This is a genomic window from Nostoc sp. NMS9, assembly GCF_017114995.1.
Lineage (GTDB): Bacteria > Cyanobacteriota > Cyanobacteriia > Cyanobacteriales > Nostocaceae > Nostoc.
This window is the reverse complement of sequence record NZ_JABXKL010000039.1, coordinates 119,976-138,679: the sequence shown is the minus strand read 5'-3', so window position 1 is coordinate 138,679 and position 18,704 is coordinate 119,976. Positions and strand designations below refer to the sequence as shown.

The 18,704-nt window shown below is 40.4% G+C and carries 11 protein-coding genes; 5 read left to right on the top strand and 6 right to left on the bottom strand.

Annotated elements, in window-relative coordinates; translation table 11 throughout:
- Window positions 1–271: 271 nt before the first annotated feature.
- Window positions 272–925 (bottom strand): Uma2 family endonuclease, encoded by a 654-nt coding sequence (locus HWQ40_RS13300; RefSeq protein ID WP_292778420.1) that lies wholly within the window; start codon window positions 923–925, stop codon window positions 272–274.
- 110 nt (window positions 926–1,035) lie between these two features.
- Window positions 1,036–4,275, bottom strand: a complete 3,240-nt coding sequence (locus HWQ40_RS13295; protein ID WP_292778418.1) for a filamentous hemagglutinin N-terminal domain-containing protein — start codon at window positions 4,273–4,275, stop codon at window positions 1,036–1,038.
- Window positions 4,276–4,602: 327 nt separating this feature from the next.
- Here HWQ40_RS13295 and HWQ40_RS13290 point away from each other — a divergent pair, with 327 nt between their 5' ends.
- Together HWQ40_RS13290 and HWQ40_RS13285 are read left to right on the top strand one after the other, a co-directional pair.
- Window positions 4,603–4,977: a hypothetical protein gene (locus HWQ40_RS13290; RefSeq protein WP_292778416.1), complete on the top strand. Its 375-nt coding sequence runs from the start codon at window positions 4,603–4,605 to the stop codon at window positions 4,975–4,977.
- A 43-nt stretch (window positions 4,978–5,020) separates the two neighbouring features.
- Entirely contained in the window at window positions 5,021–5,350 is a 330-nt protein-coding gene (locus HWQ40_RS13285; RefSeq protein WP_292778414.1) for a hypothetical protein, read from the top strand.
- Window positions 5,351–5,455: 105 nt separating this feature from the next.
- On the opposite strand, the gene HWQ40_RS13280 is transcribed toward HWQ40_RS13285, so the two are convergent.
- Window positions 5,456–6,931, bottom strand: a complete 1,476-nt coding sequence (locus HWQ40_RS13280; protein ID WP_292778412.1) for a pentapeptide repeat-containing protein — start codon at window positions 6,929–6,931, stop codon at window positions 5,456–5,458.
- Between the two features lie 325 nt (window positions 6,932–7,256).
- Window positions 7,257–7,967, bottom strand: a complete 711-nt coding sequence (locus HWQ40_RS13275) for a pentapeptide repeat-containing protein (RefSeq protein ID WP_292778410.1) — start codon at window positions 7,965–7,967, stop codon at window positions 7,257–7,259.
- Between the two features lie 293 nt (window positions 7,968–8,260).
- Here HWQ40_RS13275 and HWQ40_RS13270 point away from each other — a divergent pair, with 293 nt between their 5' ends.
- A complete protein-coding gene (locus HWQ40_RS13270; RefSeq protein ID WP_292778408.1) occupies window positions 8,261–9,472 on the top strand; it encodes an FAD-dependent oxidoreductase in 1,212 nt (403 codons plus the stop codon).
- 426 nt (window positions 9,473–9,898) lie between these two features.
- Window positions 9,899–11,143, top strand: coding sequence for an FAD-binding oxidoreductase (locus HWQ40_RS13265; RefSeq protein ID WP_292778406.1), 1,245 nt, complete (start codon window positions 9,899–9,901; stop codon window positions 11,141–11,143).
- A 104-nt stretch (window positions 11,144–11,247) separates the two neighbouring features.
- Here the strand turns inward: HWQ40_RS13265 and HWQ40_RS13260 are convergent, their stop codons facing one another.
- A complete protein-coding gene (locus HWQ40_RS13260; RefSeq protein ID WP_292778404.1) occupies window positions 11,248–13,068 on the bottom strand; it encodes a tetratricopeptide repeat protein in 1,821 nt (606 codons plus the stop codon).
- Window positions 13,069–13,435: 367 nt separating this feature from the next.
- Between HWQ40_RS13260 and HWQ40_RS13255 the strand changes: the two genes are divergently transcribed.
- Window positions 13,436–15,046 (top strand): acyl--CoA ligase family protein, encoded by a 1,611-nt coding sequence (locus HWQ40_RS13255; protein WP_292778403.1) that lies wholly within the window; start codon window positions 13,436–13,438, stop codon window positions 15,044–15,046.
- A gap of 304 nt (window positions 15,047–15,350) precedes the next feature.
- Here the strand turns inward: HWQ40_RS13255 and HWQ40_RS13250 are convergent, their stop codons facing one another.
- Window positions 15,351–18,518: a plasmid replication protein, CyRepA1 family gene (locus tag HWQ40_RS13250; RefSeq protein WP_292778401.1), complete on the bottom strand. Its 3,168-nt coding sequence runs from the start codon at window positions 18,516–18,518 to the stop codon at window positions 15,351–15,353.
- Window positions 18,519–18,704 lie beyond the last annotated feature (186 nt).

Here is an 18,704-nt window from a genome sequence, read left to right as displayed (position 1 = left end):
GTGATAAGGCTAAAATGTTGCAAAAAAATTGTAGGTTGGGGAGCCACTGCGTTGCGGAGCGAGGTAGTCTTGGGGGCTGAGGCTAGGTATTACTCAACCAATATTAAGTTTGTCGAGTCAGAGTATGCAGCTTTACTTTTATAATTGTCGAGTTGATCGCGCGAGGATTTATGAGAGTGATTTGCATATTGAGTTAATTACAAATTATCATGGTGGTGATGACGCTTGACAAGCAAGCCATATATTTTTATTATTGGTAAATATACGTAATTTACAAAGCCGAATCAAAAATTTGCTGCGCGGTTAAATTGAGTTGAGGTAAGGTCGGAGAGACAATTAAGTTATTACCAGTAAATGCAGTCATTTGATATTCCTCATCTACTAATTCACATACAAAAATAGTAGATTGTTTGGGATTACCAATAAATTTTTTACCTCCCAACGCAGCGTAATCCAAAATCCAGAATTCGGGAATACCCATCTCCTCATAATCCCCGAATTTATCATGATAGTCATCACGCCAATTAGTGAGGCAGTGCGTTGGACGGGTTTCCCGGCTTGAAGCAACTGCCGTGCTAACAACTTCAATTACCAAAGGAATGGATTGGGGTTGACTGACGGTTGATTGTTTTTCCCATAAAGGTTCATTGATCAAATTATTGTGATTTAATAATAAAATATCAGGGGAATAGGTAGAATCTCCCGTTTTGACAAACGCAGTTTTGGGTATGCGATAAGGTAGTCCCATTTGCAAAAGTTGAAAACCGATTTGTACCGTTAGAAACCCGGTAACATTTTCGTGTTTTCCTGTGGGAGGTGGCATTTCAAGAATTATTCCCTTATGCAGTTCGTAGCGCTTTCCATCATTAGGATACCACTCAATAAATTCTTCGTAGGTTATGGGTTTGGGTAATGCTTGAGTCATGTAGCACCTTATTAGAAGTCGCTCGAAATAGCAGCCATAAGGCTTTCGTTTGTTTGGCTTGCGCTCCATTTTAGCCAATCATCAAACAGTTTTCTGACTTGCGATCGCAATTATTCGCATTCCCGACTCATTACCAGTCGTCCGTCGGAGAGTCGATATACACCAGTTGGTTCGACAATTGGATCGCCTTTTTTCCAAGGACGTAATGTAATTTCATTATTGACACCACGCACTCTATCTGTGGAATAGTTAGACATTAATACATCACCGGGACGGTTGGGTAAAGCACCTCCACCTGTGATGATGAAGCTATTTTCTTGTTTTTTATTTGCACGGGCTATACAACTATTAGCAATGAGCGCGTTGGTGTCAATCGCATTTGTGGGGAATGAGGTGAGGCTATTTTGAATTGAACTGTTATCAGGGGAGTTAACATCAACATTTCCCGATAAACCAACTCCCGAAGTGGCTGTGATGTATTGCGAGACATCGCTGGGTTGAGTGCCAACAAATACACCTTGGGCGTTGATTCTCACTTGACCAGCGCGAGAGTTATCTGAGTTAGCACTGATGCGGCTATTTTCTGGAGCAATTAAAAATTTTGTATTGATGTTGATGTTACCACCAATGACATTCTCGCCTGTGGCATCGGTAGTAATTTTGCTGTTGCGACGGAGGGTTAAATTTTGAGTGTTGAGGTTGATGGTTGCTTGTTCGCGGTTGGGGTCTTTGTTGGGGCTGCGGGTGTTAGCGTTGAGAGAGGCTTTGTTGTCTAAGCGGATGCGATCGCTGTTAATGGTCATAATACCTGCGTTGCCTATTCCGAGACTATTTACAAATACCCCAGCACCATCCCGTACAAGTAACTGAGGAGTGTTAACTTTCATATCTCCTGCATTTCCAGTTGAGTTTGGTGCAGCAGATGTATTCAAGCTGCTTACAAAACCATTTATAGATGTTCCAATAACTTCCACACCAGTACTTGCATTGACTGTTAAATCACCTCCTCTACCTTTACCAAAAGTAGAAGTAGTAACTTGTCCTCCATCATGGATGCTGAAACTACCAGTGTTAATCTTCATGTTTCCTGCATCGCCAACAAAAGCAGTTGTAGAGATAATGCTGCGATTGTTAGGAAAGCTAGATGAACCACCGATAACCTCCACTGAGTCTTTTGCATCTATGGTTAACTCTCCCCCTTTCCCTGTACCGGGTGTCAAAGTTGTGACTGTTGCTCCATCGCGGATACTTAATCGACTAGTATTAATGTTGAGACTCCCAGAATCTCCAGAGCCAAGTGTACTGGTAGAAACACGACTCGCCAAATTGGGTGAGCGTCCTACAACTTCTATAAAGTCCTTGGCATTTATGGTCAAATTTCCTCCACGAGATTGATTACTTGTAGTGGTAATATATCCACCATCGTTAATACTCAATATTTGTGTATTCATAGTCAATTGCCCACCATTTCCAGCACCGGAAGCACTGGTTGTTAATCCACTTCCTATGAAATCTAATTTTTCTGTTAGTGGGTTAGTAAACGTTGTGATACCGCTCAAATTAACAGAGTCTGAAGCATTAACTAATAAATCGCCACTATGACCAATTCCTGACGATTCTGTACCGATTTTTCCACCGTTAGTAAGGTTAAGCGATCGCGTATTCAATTCGATATTTCCACTATCACCTTTCCCAGTACTGGAAGATGAAATTGATGCCAAACCATTTAATAAAATTGAGTCATCAGCAATAATCCGAATATTGCCTCCACTTCCCTCATCGAAGTTTGAAGAACTTATAATAGTATTGTTTCCATCAAGCGCGAGATTTTTGGTTATGATTTCAATCTCACCACTAGGCAGATTATTAACTTGACCAAAAGTAGATGCAGAGGAACTACTAGAAATACGACTTCCACTATTGAGCGAAATGGCTTCTTTAGCTTGTATAGTTACTCTGCCAGCTTCTGCGTTTCCAATATTGGCGGAATTGATGGCAGATTGATTGCTTAAGTTAATGTTCCGAGAAGTAATTGTAATATCACCCGATTTACCTATCGAATTTAGAATACCATTGGTAACAACAAAACTATTGGTATCTAAATTGATATGATCTCTGACATTTAATATAATATTTCCTTGACTTCTCAGACCAGTACTAGTGATTAAGCTTTGGTTTGAAAGGCTAATCGATTGAGCATTAATTGCGATATTTCCAGTATTACCCAAAGAGTTTTCTAAGCCTCTGCTACCAATAATACCAATATTATCTAGCGTGAGATTGCCAGTTGCATTAACTACTACATCTCCCGCAGCAATACCAGGTTTACCTTCCCCTGCTTGAAGTATTGAGCTAATGACGCTATTTTGAGAAAGGCTAATATTACGACCATTAACAGAAATTGCACCTCCTCCAGTTGTCAGAGCAAAGGAATTATTTTGCAGCACAATATCTCCTCTCGATAAATCTTCTGGAAAAGCTAACTGCATTTGATTCCCGCTACCAATCAATTCAACAGTTCCCGTTCCTACAACTGCACCCAATTCCAAGCGATTCCCTACCGAACCAGCAACACCACCATCAAATATGATATCCCCACCAAGTAGGTAAAAACTTCCCAGCATAGTTATTCCCAATGTTTCAGCTTTACTACTACGGTTGATGATTTCGCTGCGGTTAATTTGATTAAAAAATAATGCACTTGGGTTTACTGTTAACAAACCTGGAACCTCCGGATTTGTCGCACTGAAATTACCTCTTTCCTCAAACGCGATCGCATTTGCTGTAGTCCCTGCAAAAGAACCTTGTAAATCTAAACTCGCATCTTGTCCAAAAATAATCCCATTGGGATTCATCAAGAATAAATTGACTTTAGAAGCAGCAAAATTACCATTGTTAATCTGCAAAGTACCTAATTTTCCCAAAATCTCAGAGCGGTTTGCACCTGTGACTCTTGCAAGTATATTCTGAATATCTGCACTAGGACTCAAAAAATAAGCACTACGTCCCTCGCTGACGTTAAACTCTTGGAAACTATGAAACAGGTTTATTCCGCGAGTTGCACCACCAGTAATTACTTCAACTGGTAAACCATTAAAATTAGTTACAACATTGGAACTCTCAGCCCCTAATGTGTTGTCAGGCGTGATGGGCGAAGCCCCGCCTTCGGCGATCGCACTTTGGGCAAAAACAGGAGTTTGAACAAATGCGGCTATTCCAAATAAACTGCACGCACTTGCTATTTTCAAACACAGATTGAAGAATTTTTTGTTGATCGCAGTAGTTTGATTAAAAGATTGTGTTGGTAGAGATAGTTGCATAATAATAGCTTGACGCTGTGGCGATCGCAAAACCACAAACTGTGATGAAAATCATTAATTTTATGATTTGTAGTATATCGTTATTTACACAATAGATTTGTGATTTTTTCTTGGCAATCATTGATTTTAGGAATATTCTGCTCATTTTGATTGCAGTTTTCTGCAATCTGCTTGGCTAAAATCTGCAACTATGTGAGCAACAAGTTGAAGGATTTATTTTTAAAATTAGTTTAATCTAACAACTATCAGAAACGATTAATCAGCAAAAAACCAAATTAAACATGGATTTTCAAGTAATTTAATCGTTTCAAAATTACTTTATTACCACTAAAACAGCTTTTATTGAGGTTTTTTCAAATGATAAATCACAAGTGCATTGCTTTTGGTCTTGTTTCTATGATTTCTACTGCTTTGGTGATGGGCATGAGTAGTGTATCTGCTTCATTTGGTGAGAAAGTGCACAACAACAGCATAATACTGGCGCAGATAGGACTAACTAATACACAGGTGACGATTTCCCCTGAAGGCTTTGATCCTAATTGTGGAGCTTTTCGTGCAACCGTCAGCACCAATTGGGGGACATACACTGCCTGTTATTATAATCGGTCAAACAAGGAAATATCAGGTTCTTATACGCTCTACTATTACAACCAACCAGGTGGGGTGTGGTACTCCTTCGATAATGGAGATGAGCCGTCGTATGTCAAATCAGATACAGTAGTGCCTCAGTAAAGAAAATTAATGCCTGTTACAGTCAACAAAGGTACAAAAAAAAATGAAGAAAGTCTCTAGAAAATTGGTAGCAAGTTTATTTATTGTTCCACTTACTGTTGTCAGCTTTTCACATGAAAGTAATGCTCAAGTTTTCAATCCAAAAACCCTTAGAACGGTTCAAATCTGTAATACCATCATGAATATGCAGGACGCTGACCCCGATAATCCTGAACTGAGAATCGGACGTAGAGAATGCAATGTACGCGCCTACAATGTTCAGCTTTGTACAGCTTCGGGTAGCAATTATGCAGCTTGTTGGGATGAAAAGTATACTCAGGTTGTGAATGTTAGTACTGAAGAGCTTGAAAAGATTATTGCTAACAATCAATAAGCTGATTTTTCATCTCTAGAATTGTTACGGAGACTTTTGGTAAAAACTATAGCACTAAGTAAAAACGGTAGAATACGCCCAAATAACGAATGATGCTGTGATAACTTAACCCGATTGCCGCCAATGTGTCGGTGCTTCGATATAATCAGGTAGACGAGTGGTGCGATCGCCAAGTGCCTCTCTAATCTGCTGCAACTCTAAGTTTTTCGCTCCTGTCAAAATAGTCCCTTCCAGTTTGACATCATTGAGGTTAGCTTGTGAAAAGTTAGCTCCCATGAGGTTTGCCTGAGTCAGGTTAGCTTGATAAAAGGTTGCCCTATACAGGTTTGCTCCAATCAGATTAGCCTGATATAGGTCAGCTTCCGTTAAGCTAGCTTCCGAGAGGTTAGCAAAATAGACTTCTGTTTGGTGGAGTTTGGCTGCATTCAAATTAGCCCCAGAAAGGTTAGCTCCATTTAAGTTCGCCCCACAGAGGTTAGCACCAATCAAACCCGTTTGGTGCAGGTTGGCTTTACCCAATTTTGCTCCTTGCAAGTTAGCTAAAAATAACTTTGCTCCAGAGAGGTTAGCTACTTTTAAGGTCGCTTGTTGTAAGTTAGCTTTATAAAGGTTCGCCCCCTGTAAATTAGCTGCACGCAGACTTGCACCAGAGAGGTTGGCTGAACGCAGGTTTGCTCCAGAGAGGTCAGTACGATTCAGGTTAGCCCAACAAAGGTTGGCTCCATATAAACTAGCTTTTAGTAATTTGGTTTCATAAAGAATCGACCTAATAAGTTTAGCGCCAGTAAGGTCTGCTCCACTCAAGTCAGCCCCACGCAGGTCAGCCCCACTCAAATCAGCCCCACGCAGGTCTGCTTGTTGCAAGTTAGTTTTTAGCAGGTCTGCTTGTCTAATGTCGGTGTTACGTAAATCAAGTTTCTGATCTTTTGGGTCTTCGAGTAAATTACGCCTACCGATAACAGTCAGGGCTGCTTGAATATCGGTGCGTATTTTGGGGAATTCTTCATGGAGATTTTGCTCCAATTGCGGTGTCGGACGTGACCCACTTCTACGCCTGCTTGAATAAACTGCTCCTTGATATTCCAGCTTTTGTTGCTCCCCTTTTACGTGCTGGATGGGTGCATTCTCTCGCACAAAGGCAGTAAGAATTTCCATAATTGTCCAGTGTTCTTGAGGAAAATCTTGAGCAACCCTTTCTAAAGCATAAATTGCGCCTGTCCGGGTTTCAACTTTTTCATGGCCAAGCTGGGCAATTGCGCCCATAAAGCGCTCTGCAATCAATCTGTCTTGATTGAGTTTTGCATTTTGCAGGCCAATTTCTAAGTTTTTCTCAGATGCGATCGCACTCTTCTGCATCGCTTGGGCACGCCTTGCGGCATAATAAGTATTAAACATTGCTGCCGATGCCAGAAAAACTATTGCAGTAGTTGTTAAAGCTTGGTTTCTATACTGGATTTTTTCTTGAATTGATAATTCTTTAATACTGGACAAGACAAAGAAAATTACAGTCAACGAGCAGCCAAATATAACTGTTAAAGTTATCAACCAATTCAAAAGAGCGTCTGTCTTTTTAGAAGACATGGTAAAAATTTTCCTTACAACCTAGAATTATTACTTAGCTGTTGAGGAAAAATAGTATAGCATTTAGCAGAAAATTATAATAGGTGTCAAAACACTCATTGAACTAGGCAATGATATCAAATATACTTTTACATCACAACATAAAGAAACACTTGCGCTACAAGAATTACAAATTACGCTGGGAGTAAGGAGTAGGGAAAAAAATTTTCATTGACTTGCATTCTACCCCTTAATCCCGTCCCTTTAGTAAGGGTAGGGGAGACAAAGCGTGGCTTTGCTGGGGTGGAGTTTTTAGCGTTTAATAAACAATCAAGCGGATATGATATTACTTAGAGAATTTGGTTTCTCTGAGGTTTGCGCCATCAAATATGGCATTATTGAGAATTGCCCCACGCAAGCTAGCTAGATATAAACTGGCACGATGCAGGTTAGCTTCAGAAAGGTTAGCTCTCTCTAGGTTAGCTGCGCTGAGGATTGCTCCTTCCAAATTAGCTAGATATAAATTAGCTCCTTCTAGGTTAGCTGCACTAAGTATTGCCCCTGCTAGATTAGCTTGATAGAGATTGGCCCCAGCTAGATTAGCTTGATAGAGATTTGTCTGTTGTAGATTCGCCCCTTTCAAGTTTGCTCCTCTCATATCTGTGAAGCTCAAATCAAGTTGCCCATTTACTGGGTCTTTGTTTGCATCTCTTTTGGCGATAACAGTAAGCGCGGCTTGAATATCTACACGAATTTTTGTTGACAAGTTGCTCGTTACTTTCTTTTGGGGTATGTAAGGAGCATTTTTTCGTACAAAAGTAGTAAGAATGTCTACGATTATCCAGTGGTACTGTGGATGACTATGGGCAATTTGCTCTAAATCATTAATTACAGCTAGACTGATTTCTATAGTGTTATTTTCTAGCTGTTCGCTTGCTCTTCTTAAGCGTCGTTTTAGTAACTGATGCTGATTTTGTTTAATTTTTTCCTGGGAAACAGGTATCCACAAAAATATTTTTGATAGTCCAATGTAAGTTTTTGATAAAATATTCTTCATAAGATGAGGAGGATTATAATTAATAAAAACAAATTTAAATAACAACTTTTTATTGAATAAATGATTCGTGTCTGCTATTGTTTTATACATAGTCAATATTGGAATATCCTAATGTAACCAACCAAATGGAAAATATATATAACTTTCGAGTAAGTAGACTTAAGCATACACACTCTTGCCATTCCCAATCACCAGTTGTATTCACTAGTCTTTAGTCTTCACTGACAATTAACTCTCATCATGATAATTTTGATTTATTTATAATCAGTGATTAACTAAAAGTGAATATTAAAATGCAGCAAAATATACAACCAATAGTAAAAAATCTAGTGTTAATTGGTGGCGGTCACAGCCATGCTATTGTTATGAAAATGTTTGGCATGAAACCGTTAACAGGAGTACGTTTGACACTGATTACCACAGCATCAGAGACAGCTTACTCTGGGATGTTACCAGGATACATTGCCGGATTTTACAGCCACAATGAATGCCATATTGACTTGCGACCCTTGGCGAACTTTGCTCAAGCACAATTGTATATTGACACAGTAGTTGCCCTTGACTTGAAAAATAACAAAGTTCTTTGTGCTAATGGACTTGCGGTAGATTTTGATGTGCTGTCTATTGATATTGGCAGCACTCCGGCCATAATGTCTGTATCAGGTGCGGCAGAATATGCGATCGCAGCTAAACCAGTATCGCAGTTATTAGAGCATTGGTATGAACTAATTGCAGCTGTAAGTAAAAATCCTCAAGAACCAATTAGGATTGCGATCGTAGGTGGAGGCGCTGGCGGTGTAGAATTAGCGCTATCGATGCGATCGCGTTTACATCGGATTTTGGATGAAACTCAACAACCTATTCAAAACCTAGAAATTCATTTATTCCAGCGCGGACAAGAACTGATGCCCAATTATCATCAATCAGTGCGACATCAACTTCAGCAAATTTTAACTGATCAAGGTATTAAGTTACATCTGGGAGAAACTGTGTGTAAAATTGCACCCATAACACCCAAGGAAACTAAAAAAGTATTTGAAATTAAATGTGAATCTGGGTTGAAAGTAGAGTGCAATAAAATTTTTTGGGTAACACAAGCATCAGCACCCGAATGGTTAAAAAACGCTGGACTAGGAACTGATGAGCAAGGTTTTATTTTGGTAGAAGACACGCTGCAATCTCAAACGCACCCGCAGGTATTTGCATCAGGTGACATTGCCACAATGGTAAATCATCCGCGTCCCAAAGCTGGGGTATTTGCTGTTAGACAAGGCAAACCTTTGTTTGAGAATTTGCAGCGAATTTTATTAGGCAAGCCGCTCAAATCTTATAGACCACAGAAACAATATTTGAGTTTAATTGGTACAGGAGACAAACGAGCGATGTCTGCGACGGGCAACGCCTACGCAACCAGAGACCCTTTTACTTTACCACCTCACAAGCTCTTGTGGTATTACAAAGATTGGATTGACCGCCGTTTTATGGAAAGGTTCCGCAACTTCTGAAGATACACAGAGGTGTAATGGTAGTGGCATGGCGCAGGTAAAATAGTGCAAGTATGTGTTAATAACACCAACCCAAATATTATCCATCTGTAAAAGTTAAATCTCAGTAGACTAAATTCTAATTATTGCCGGATTTTTCTCTCAACCGGGGCATCCGACCAAAACACCACGAGGAACATGACAATTCCTAACACTGCAAAGTTGAATTAGTACTAGCAAAGATAACATGACAAATAGGCATTCCATTGGCAGAAACTACCCTGAAAAATACAGTAGTAGGAGAATACCATGACAACGCTGCTGAATGAGACGGTTGAAAGGCTGAAGACCAATGTGAAGGGTCATCTGGTACTTCCAAATGATCTGAGTTATGACGAAGTTCGCGAAATATGGAATGCGATGATTGATCGCAGACCTGCTGTCATCGTGCAGTGTTCAGAAGCCGATGACGTTCGCTATGCAATCACATTTGCGCGAGAGAATGGGCTTGAAATATCAATCAGGGGCGCTGGACATAACATCGCAGGAAACGCTGTATGTGATAACGGTGTGATGATCGATCTTTCAACCATGAGGAATGTCCGCATTGATGCTCACAAGAGGCGTGCTTATGTCGAACCAGGTGCCACACTTGCTGATTTTGATAAAGCCGCACAGGTGCATGGGTTAGCTACTCCAGTGGGAATTAATTCAACCACTGGTATAGCAGGTCTTACCTTGGGTGGCGGTTTCGGTTGGTTGACGCGTAAGTACGGCATGACGATCGACAATCTTGTCTCTGCGGAAGCGATCGCAGCGGATAGGAATAAGATACGAACAAGCGAAAACGAAAACGCTGACCTTTTTTGGGCGATTCGAGGTGGCGGCGGTAACTTTGGGATCGTAACTGAGTTTGAATTCGCTCTTCATCCTGTGGGCCCTGAAATATTGGCTGGGTTGATCGTTTTTCCGTTTAGCCAAGCCAAACAGGTACTGACACAGTATCACAAATTTGCTGAATCAGCCCCCGAGGAACTCAATGTGTGGGTAGTACTTCGCAAGGCTCCACCACTGCCTTTTCTTCCTGTGAATGTGCATGGCAAAGAGGTAGTCGTGCTGGCTGTCTTTTATGTAGGTGATATTGTAGAGGGTGAGAAACTGATCGAACCTCTACGTAGTTTTGGTGATGCCTATGGCGAACACATCGGTGTTCAGCCATATCTAGAATGGCAGCAAGCTTTTGACCCCTTGCTTACACGCGGTGCTAGGAACTACTGGAAATCTCATAATTTCACAGAGTTACATGATGGAGTACTGGATGCGATCGTGGAATTCGCAAGCAAGCTACCCTCACCACAGTGCGAAATCTTTATAGCATTAATTGCAGGGGCATTTAACCACGTCTCGGCAGATGCCACGGCATATTACCATCGGGATGCGAAGTTTGTGCTTAACGTGCATGGACGGTGGGATGATATAGCGCATGATGAGATATGCATTGCATGGGCACGTGAGTTTTTCCAAGCTTCTGCCCCCTATGCATCTGCTGGTGCCTATGTGAACTTCATGACCGAAGAGGAGGGCGATCGTGTCGCAGCAGCTTACGGCTCTAACTACGATCGCTTGGTACAGATCAAGAAGCGGTACGATCCTGAGAACATTTTCCATCTCAACCAGAATATCAAACCCTAAGCTAGCAAAGAACCCCACCCCGTCTTTGACTTACGTCAAATTCTCCTCTTCCCGCAAGCGGAGAGGGGTTTAGGGTGGGGTGTTAGAGGACTTTTGCAAGAGGTCTAATGAAGTTGTTCAATTAGCTCAACAATTTGTTGATAATACTGGATATTCCCTTCTTGGTAATACAAGTCTGCGGATTTCTGGAAATCGGTAATTGCTCGTTGAGAGTCTCCCAAATTTTGGTAGACATCTGCCCGAAGAATGTAAGCTGAAGCCCAATTCGGTTGACGCTGTAAGGCTTGGTTTAAGTCTGCAAGCGCTCCTTGTAAGTCTCCCAACAGAGAACGGCTACGACCCCGATTGTACCAGTCTTCGGCAAAGCTGGGGTCGATGGCGATCGCTCGACTGTAATCTTCTATTGCCCCTTGATAATCTTCTAAGGCATAGCGAGCATTAGCGCGATCGCTGTAAAATGCAGCAGACTGGGGATTAAATTGCAAAGCTTGGGTGTAATCGGCGATCGCACTTTCATATTCTTCTAAAGCATAACGGGTAGAACCTCGGTTGTAATATGCTTCAATTAAATCAGGATTAATTTTTAATGCTTGGTTATAATCTGCGATCGCTCCTTGTTCATCTCCCAAAAGACGACGAGCATTTCCCCGATTGCAATACGCTTGGGAAAATTCAGGAACAAGCTCTATTGCTTGAGTGTTATCATCAATAGCACCCTGTAAATCTTGTAGAGTTTCACGGGCAATACTCCGACCATAATAAGCTGCGGCTAAGTTATCATTAATTTGCAATGCTCGATCATAATCTTTAATTGCGCCTTTATGATCTCCTAAAGAACGACGAGCCGCCGCGCGATCGCAGTATCCTTCAGCTAAATTAGGATTGAGTTGTAATAGGCGATTGCTATCTTCAATTGCACCTTGATAATCTCCCAATCGCCGACGAGCATTCGCCCGAAAGCCGTATACTAAAGCTAGTGTCGGATTTTCTTGTAAAGCTTGGTCATAATCTGCGATCGCACCCTGATAATCCTCAAGAGTACTACGAACCAGACCACGCTCACAATAAGCTTGCACATCATCAGGATTCAGCTTTAATGCTTGGTTAAAGTCTTCTATTGCTCCGTGATAGTTTTTGAGGTGAGCAAGCACCAAACCCCGATTATAGTACGCTCCAGCAAAGTTGGGATTGATTTTTAGGGCGTGGTTGTAATCTGCGATCGCACTTTGATAATCTGCTAAAGCGTAGTGAGCATTACCTCGGTTATGATAAGCCTCCGCCAAGTTAGGATCTAATTGTAATGCTTGGTTATGGTCAGCGATCGCTTCGTGATAATTGCCTAAAATATGGTGAATATTGCCCCGATTGCTGTAAGCTGCGGCAAAATGGGGATGCCACTGTAAAGCTTGCTGGAAATCTGCGATGGCTCCTTGATGATCGCCCTTCTCAAAACGAGTTACGCCCCGATTATGATAAGCGTTGGCAATATCAATATTGATATTATCAGCCAATTGGGTACTCATTTCTATAGTTTGGATATAATCTGCGATCGCTTTGTCGTAGTTTTCCAAAGCAAAGTAGGCATTCCCTCGGCTGTGGTAGGATTGGGCCAGATTGGGATCTAATTGTAATGCTGCGTTATGATCTGCGATCGCACCTTGATAACCGGCTAAAAAGTAACGAGCATTAGCCCGGTTGTAATAGGCTGTGGCAAAATTGGGATTTATTTCGATGGCGCGATTGAAGTTAGCGATCGCACTGCGATAATCTTTGAGTTGACCACTTAAAATCAGCCCTCGATTATGGTAAGCTTCGGCATAGTCAGGATCTAGCTTGATTCCTTGGGTGTAAGCTGCGATCGCGGCTTGATAGTTCCCTTGTAAATTATGGTTTAATCCTTGGTTGAAAAAATCTTCAGCATTCATATAATTTTTTGGCTTTTGACATTTTCTAGCCTAAAGCATTAGGATTCTTAACGATATGTTTTAAAAATTATTCCAACTACTATTGTGCCTGTTGCAAGGATTTATTTTTAATCTTGCGAACGGGTTTAATTTATTTGCAAGCAGATACTTTTGGACAAGCTGTAAACGAGTTAAGCTTGAAACGAATCATCACTATGTCGAGTTTGCCTAGAAGGTATTGGAATATCGTAGGATGCAGACACAGTATGGAATTAACGCTCCGTCCACACCCCCCATTAATGAAGATGGAAGTAATAATCGGGGGGGTATGGATAGGATGAGGGCGTATGGTATGCTCCTTTGTAAATAATTACTGTTAGCATTAGCCATGAACCCTGAAGCAGTTGAGTGCAGCTTTCTCACACCTCTAACTTTTATTCAACGTAATGCTAAAGTCTATAGTCATAAAGTTTCTATTATATATAATCAAAAACGCTTCACTTACAGGGAATTTGCAGAGCGGATAAATTGTTTAGCCTCAGCACTGCATCATGCTGGACTTGAAAAAGGCGATCGCGTCGCTTTTTTTTGTTTCAATACTCCACCCATGCTAGAAGCCCATTTTGCAGTGCCTTTAGCTGGTGGAATTTTAGTATCTATTAATACTCGTTTAGCTCCCGAAGAAGTTGCTTATATCTTGAATGATTGCGGTGCTAAATTTCTCTTTATTGATACAGAGTTAGCAAATATAATTCGACCTATTCAAAATAGTCTAAAAACTGTTAAGTATATCATCAATATCAGCGATATTGAAGGATTTGAACCTATAAATGGAGAAGATTATGAAGCATTTATCCAAACTGGTAATCCTACTCCTTTGTCTTGGGGAATTACGGATGAAATGGATACGATTTCTATTAATTACACTAGTGGGACTTCTGGTAAACCCAAAGGTGTAATGTATTCCCATCGCGGTGCATATATTAACTCTTTAGGAGAAATAATTGAAACAACACTAACATCTAACTCAGTTTATTTATGGACTCTGCCTATGTTTCACTGCAATGGTTGGTGTTTTACTTGGGCGGTAACTGCTATCGGTGGTACTCATATTTGTTTGCGTAAGTTTAACCCCGCTAATATTTGGAAGTTAATTCAACAACTTGGAGTAACTCATTTAAATGCTGCACCTGTAATTTTAATTTCTCTCCTCAATCATCCAGACTGTCCGCAATTATTAGCAAAACCTCTAACTATTACTACAGCAGGCGCACCACCATCACCAATATTGATTGAAAAACTTACTAACATTGGCGCAAAAATTATTCACGTTTATGGTTTAACAGAAGTTTATGGCCCATATAGTGTTTGTGAATATCAATCAGATTGGAATAATTTAAATATTGAAAAACAAGCAAAACTTATGGCACGCCAAGGCGTACCTTCTATCGGTGCAGATGGTTTGCGAGTTGTAGATCAAAATATGAATGATGTCCCGGCGGACAGTGAAACAATGGGGGAAGTGGTGATGCGGGGAAATATGGTGATGAAAGGCTATTATAATGATCCAGAAGCAACCGAAAGGGTATTTAGAGGAGGATGGTTTCATAGCGGTGATTTAGCAGTAATGCACCCTGACGGTTATATTGAGGTGCGCGATCGCATCAAAGATATCATCATTACAAATGGGGAAAATGTCTCTAGTATTGAAGTTGAACAATGTCTTTACCGCCATGAAGCCGTGTTAGAGTGTGCAGTTATCGCTGTACCTCATGTCAAGCGTGGTGAAGTGCCAAAAGCTTTTGTTACCCTCAAAGAAAACGCGCAAGTTACAGAACAAAAATTAATCCAATTCTGCCGCCATCAAATTGCTGCTTTTAAATGCCCTACGACGATTGAATTTACTACTCTACCAAAAACTAGCACTGGTAAAATTCAAAAATATCTGTTACGAGAGAAAGAATGGATAGGTTATGAAAAGAGGATTTATGGCAGTTAAGTAGAGCGGCGTGAATAATTCAAGGTTTGTAGTGAGGACTTTAGTCCTCACTACGAACTAATTTCAAGATTTTTTACATTACTTAATTTAGTTTGATTTATTCTCACCGATTTACTTAGTTGCGATATCGAAATTTACTGCCAAGTTTATCAGTTTGTTGCCAAAGCCTTATCTGAACCATATTGGGTCATTCCTCACAAAGCTCACCCGATTAATTGCAGAGACTGACAGTCCAATGATTCCCGACAACTTTTACAAAGTCGGGTATCTGCGGCTTGTAATACTCAAGAATAATTCAGGATTGCTATATCTTTGATAACGGAAGAGTAGGCATAGACATCATATAGTTTGCCTTTACAGACTTAGTTTGTGTAATTTCAAATTTCCACTCTGAAGAATAATCAGGAAACTCATAACCAATACTCTTAACATGAGCCAACATCAACTCATCTCGTTGATGCCAAACAGCAAATATTTTTTCCCTGCCATCATATAGCGTTTCTAGATCAATTTGATAAACATCATTTACTCGCTTTAGCTTCAAACCCAACAAATTTAATAATCGGCTGAGTATTTTTATTGCCAAAATCTGCTCTTTCTCTCCAATTAAATTAATACCAAGCGCTCTTTTAATATGCTTACTATGTTGGAAAGCGATATTTTTTAACAATATCAAATCTGGATCGTTCTCATTAAATTCGCGTTTTTCTTCGAGAAACTGAAGCATTCCTAAAGCTCTCATAGCTTCAACTTTTAGCGTGTAAGTTTTTAAATCTGGTAAAAAAACTTTCCCTTCACCCCAAGACAATTGCTGATGCCATTCTTGCTCGTCTCTGACGTGAAAATACTCGCTTTCGTGAGTTAAATAATAGTGAATTAACAGTTGACGATAATATCCTTGGTCATCCTGCAATTTCAGCCAAGGAGTAATTTCTACACCATATCTTTGTCTAAGAATATATTTGTTAATTTGGTTGCGTTCTCCATCAGTTATGGAATGCTTAACTAACAATTGCTCATATTCTATATAATCGATATCTTTAGCATTAGCTACAGCAGTTGCTACTGATAGTTGATTTTGCTGCTTAATCTCCTTAATTTTGCGTTTAATTTCTTTAGCCTTTTGACGACTTTGTGCCCAATCTTTTTGAACCTTAACAATTTCTAAAATTAATCTTCTGCGAGTAATTAAATCATCAGCATCAGTTGCCAAAAAGGCTAGACGTAAATCTCTAATAATATTATTGTGAACCGCATTACTCCGCATCTGAATTTGATGCCCATCAGCAATTAAACCATCTTGCATCGATTGCCTATAGAGGCGAATAGAAGCATTTACCCTTGCAGATAACTTTGCCCAACTTCGCAAATGAATCGGATCATAAACTAAGGGTAAATCTACATCTATTTTATGTAGGGGACTCAGCAAAGCTAAGTTTTCTTTTTGATTTTCTTGATACCAATCAGATAACAAGCGATAATTTGTACTTCCACTACCAATTAGACCAATACCTCGTTTAGCACACCAGACAACACGCGGTACATCATCCCTGACTCTTGCTAAAGCTTGTCTTGCTTCCGAGTCAGGAATTACCCCTTGAAAAATGCCATAAACTCGGTCGAAATGTTGGACATCAATACTAATTCCCGTACCAAGACTAGGAGTAACAAAAACGCCGTCATATTCAGATATTTTTTGATTAATCGCTGCGATAAAATCAACTGCTGCATGACCAGGCGTGTTTGTAGTGTGACTACTAACTACCAGAGTTTTAGGAAATTGTCGCCGTAATTTTTGTAGCCGTTCTTTCAAATAACGTTCAATTGTTTCACAACTATAACGCCCAGCCCGACTATCAGTAGTAACATAACATTTACGTCCAGCAAGTAAATCTAATTCCAGTTGGTGAATTAGCGGTGTTGGGTTTGGTGAATCATAAAAAGTCACATCCCAACCATGCTGAGGTTTCCACTGGTTGAGAACTACCCAAGGTGTTAATTTAATTCCTGCCAATCCCTGCAAATATTCAAGTGAAACATCTGACAAATCAGCATCTTGAGCAATTACTAACCCTCCACTTGTTAAAACTGTCGCAATTAGTTGCTGGAACAGTTTTAATATTTTTACCCGCTTGTACTTACAAGTATTACTGTTTAACAGATGCCATAAAGATTGCTCTACTTCATCTAAAATTACTATTGCTCCCCGCCAATGTTCTGGGTTAAGTTTCCAAATCGAATCAACACACAATCCGAGGGATTGCTGAGGAAATAGAGAGCGCTGGATGGGAGGAGCAGGAGTAAGTGTTTTATCAATCCTTTTTTCTCCATCTTCTTTATGTGTTCCCCATTGAATACCAATTTTTTCACACAAGAATCGTCCAAGTAGGATTCTGTGAGTAATTAATAAAACGGGTTGGTTTATACTTTTTGCTTGTTGAACGACGCCTTGTAGTGCTGTCGTTTTCCCCGTTCCTTTTGCTGACTTTACTCCTACTAATCCAGAGGTAGGGAAAGGTATTTCACCTATATAAGGACGGTTGAAAGTAAGTGCAGCAGGAATACTTAACTCAGTGTGGGGTTTAGTTTGAGCCAGATAAATTTCTAAATCAACACTTTGGCGATACACTTTCTCGAAACTACTTGCACCCTTAGCAACAATAAACTCATCAACCCCTTTTTCTATTCCTGGAAGTTCGATGACTTTTACAGGGCAATTTTTTTGCTGGAATAAACAACCAAGTTGAGAAATAGCATTATTTACAGCAGCAATTGTCTTGGGTTGAGTTTCAAAATCAAAGCAAATGTAAAAGCTGCGCTTTGTAATTGCAAACGCGGCTAAATCAGGAATTAGCTGACGACGGGTAACTTTACCAAATTCATCTTTCACAACCCGATAACCACTGGTAATTCCGGGAATGGCAATAGCTACATATCCTTGCGTCAACAACGTGGCTGCTTTTTTTACACCCTCGCAGATGACAAGGGGAATGTTGTGTTGCATCACCCATTGCCAAAAGCCTCCAGCCTCACCATCAGGAGTAATGATGATATTATCAGGCATGACCAGATTGTAACGCCCAGCGACTTGCTGCCATACTTGTAATGTTACCCGCAAACAAAACACTCGCGTTGGTGTACTTGGGGGATGCTCGTACTTGATGGATTTGCCATTATGATTTTGTCGGGGTTGGTTTGGCTTAAAACATCCCCATTCCATCATTTGCCAATTATTCAAAGGGTCTAGTCCCGAACACCACCAACCACCTTCTGTGATGTGAGCATAACGCTGCAACCAACTACTTTTCACCATTCCGGTATTGGTGCGGGGGAGTAGCTCCGAAATCAACAGGTACTCATAAGCTGTTACACCTTGGAGCGACCTAAAATTGAGATGCACTAAGTGTAAGTCTATACCACTACTCTTGACTAATTCTTCAAGGTGTTGGGGGTGTAAATAGTGCAGATGCATAGGGAAAGGCCCGAAGGGAAGACAATGAGATTAAAACAGTAACATGCATCTGCTTTTTTTTAATACGCAATATTGCGAAGCTTTTGTGATGCTTTTTTTACTTCGTTGTTGTAGACACATCGGTTAGAGCTATAGTGGGTTATTCTGCCTATTAGATCCCCGAAGTAATAATTTTGTATTGTGATA

Coding starts and splice junctions, on each gene's coding strand:
- HWQ40_RS13275 (WP_292778410.1), bottom strand. CDS start 7,967: ATGAAGAATATTTTATCAAAAACTTACATTGGACTATCAAAAATATTT.
- HWQ40_RS13260 (WP_292778404.1), bottom strand. CDS start 13,068: ATGAATGCTGAAGATTTTTTCAACCAAGGATTAAACCATAATTTACAA.
- HWQ40_RS13300 (WP_292778420.1), bottom strand. CDS start 925: ATGACTCAAGCATTACCCAAACCCATAACCTACGAAGAATTTATTGAG.
- HWQ40_RS13250 (WP_292778401.1), bottom strand. CDS start 18,518: ATGCATCTGCACTATTTACACCCCCAACACCTTGAAGAATTAGTCAAG.
- HWQ40_RS13290 (WP_292778416.1), top strand. CDS start 4,603: ATGATAAATCACAAGTGCATTGCTTTTGGTCTTGTTTCTATGATTTCT.
- HWQ40_RS13285 (WP_292778414.1), top strand. CDS start 5,021: ATGAAGAAAGTCTCTAGAAAATTGGTAGCAAGTTTATTTATTGTTCCA.
- HWQ40_RS13280 (WP_292778412.1), bottom strand. CDS start 6,931: ATGTCTTCTAAAAAGACAGACGCTCTTTTGAATTGGTTGATAACTTTA.
- HWQ40_RS13255 (WP_292778403.1), top strand. CDS start 13,436: ATGAACCCTGAAGCAGTTGAGTGCAGCTTTCTCACACCTCTAACTTTT.
- HWQ40_RS13270 (WP_292778408.1), top strand. CDS start 8,261: ATGCAGCAAAATATACAACCAATAGTAAAAAATCTAGTGTTAATTGGT.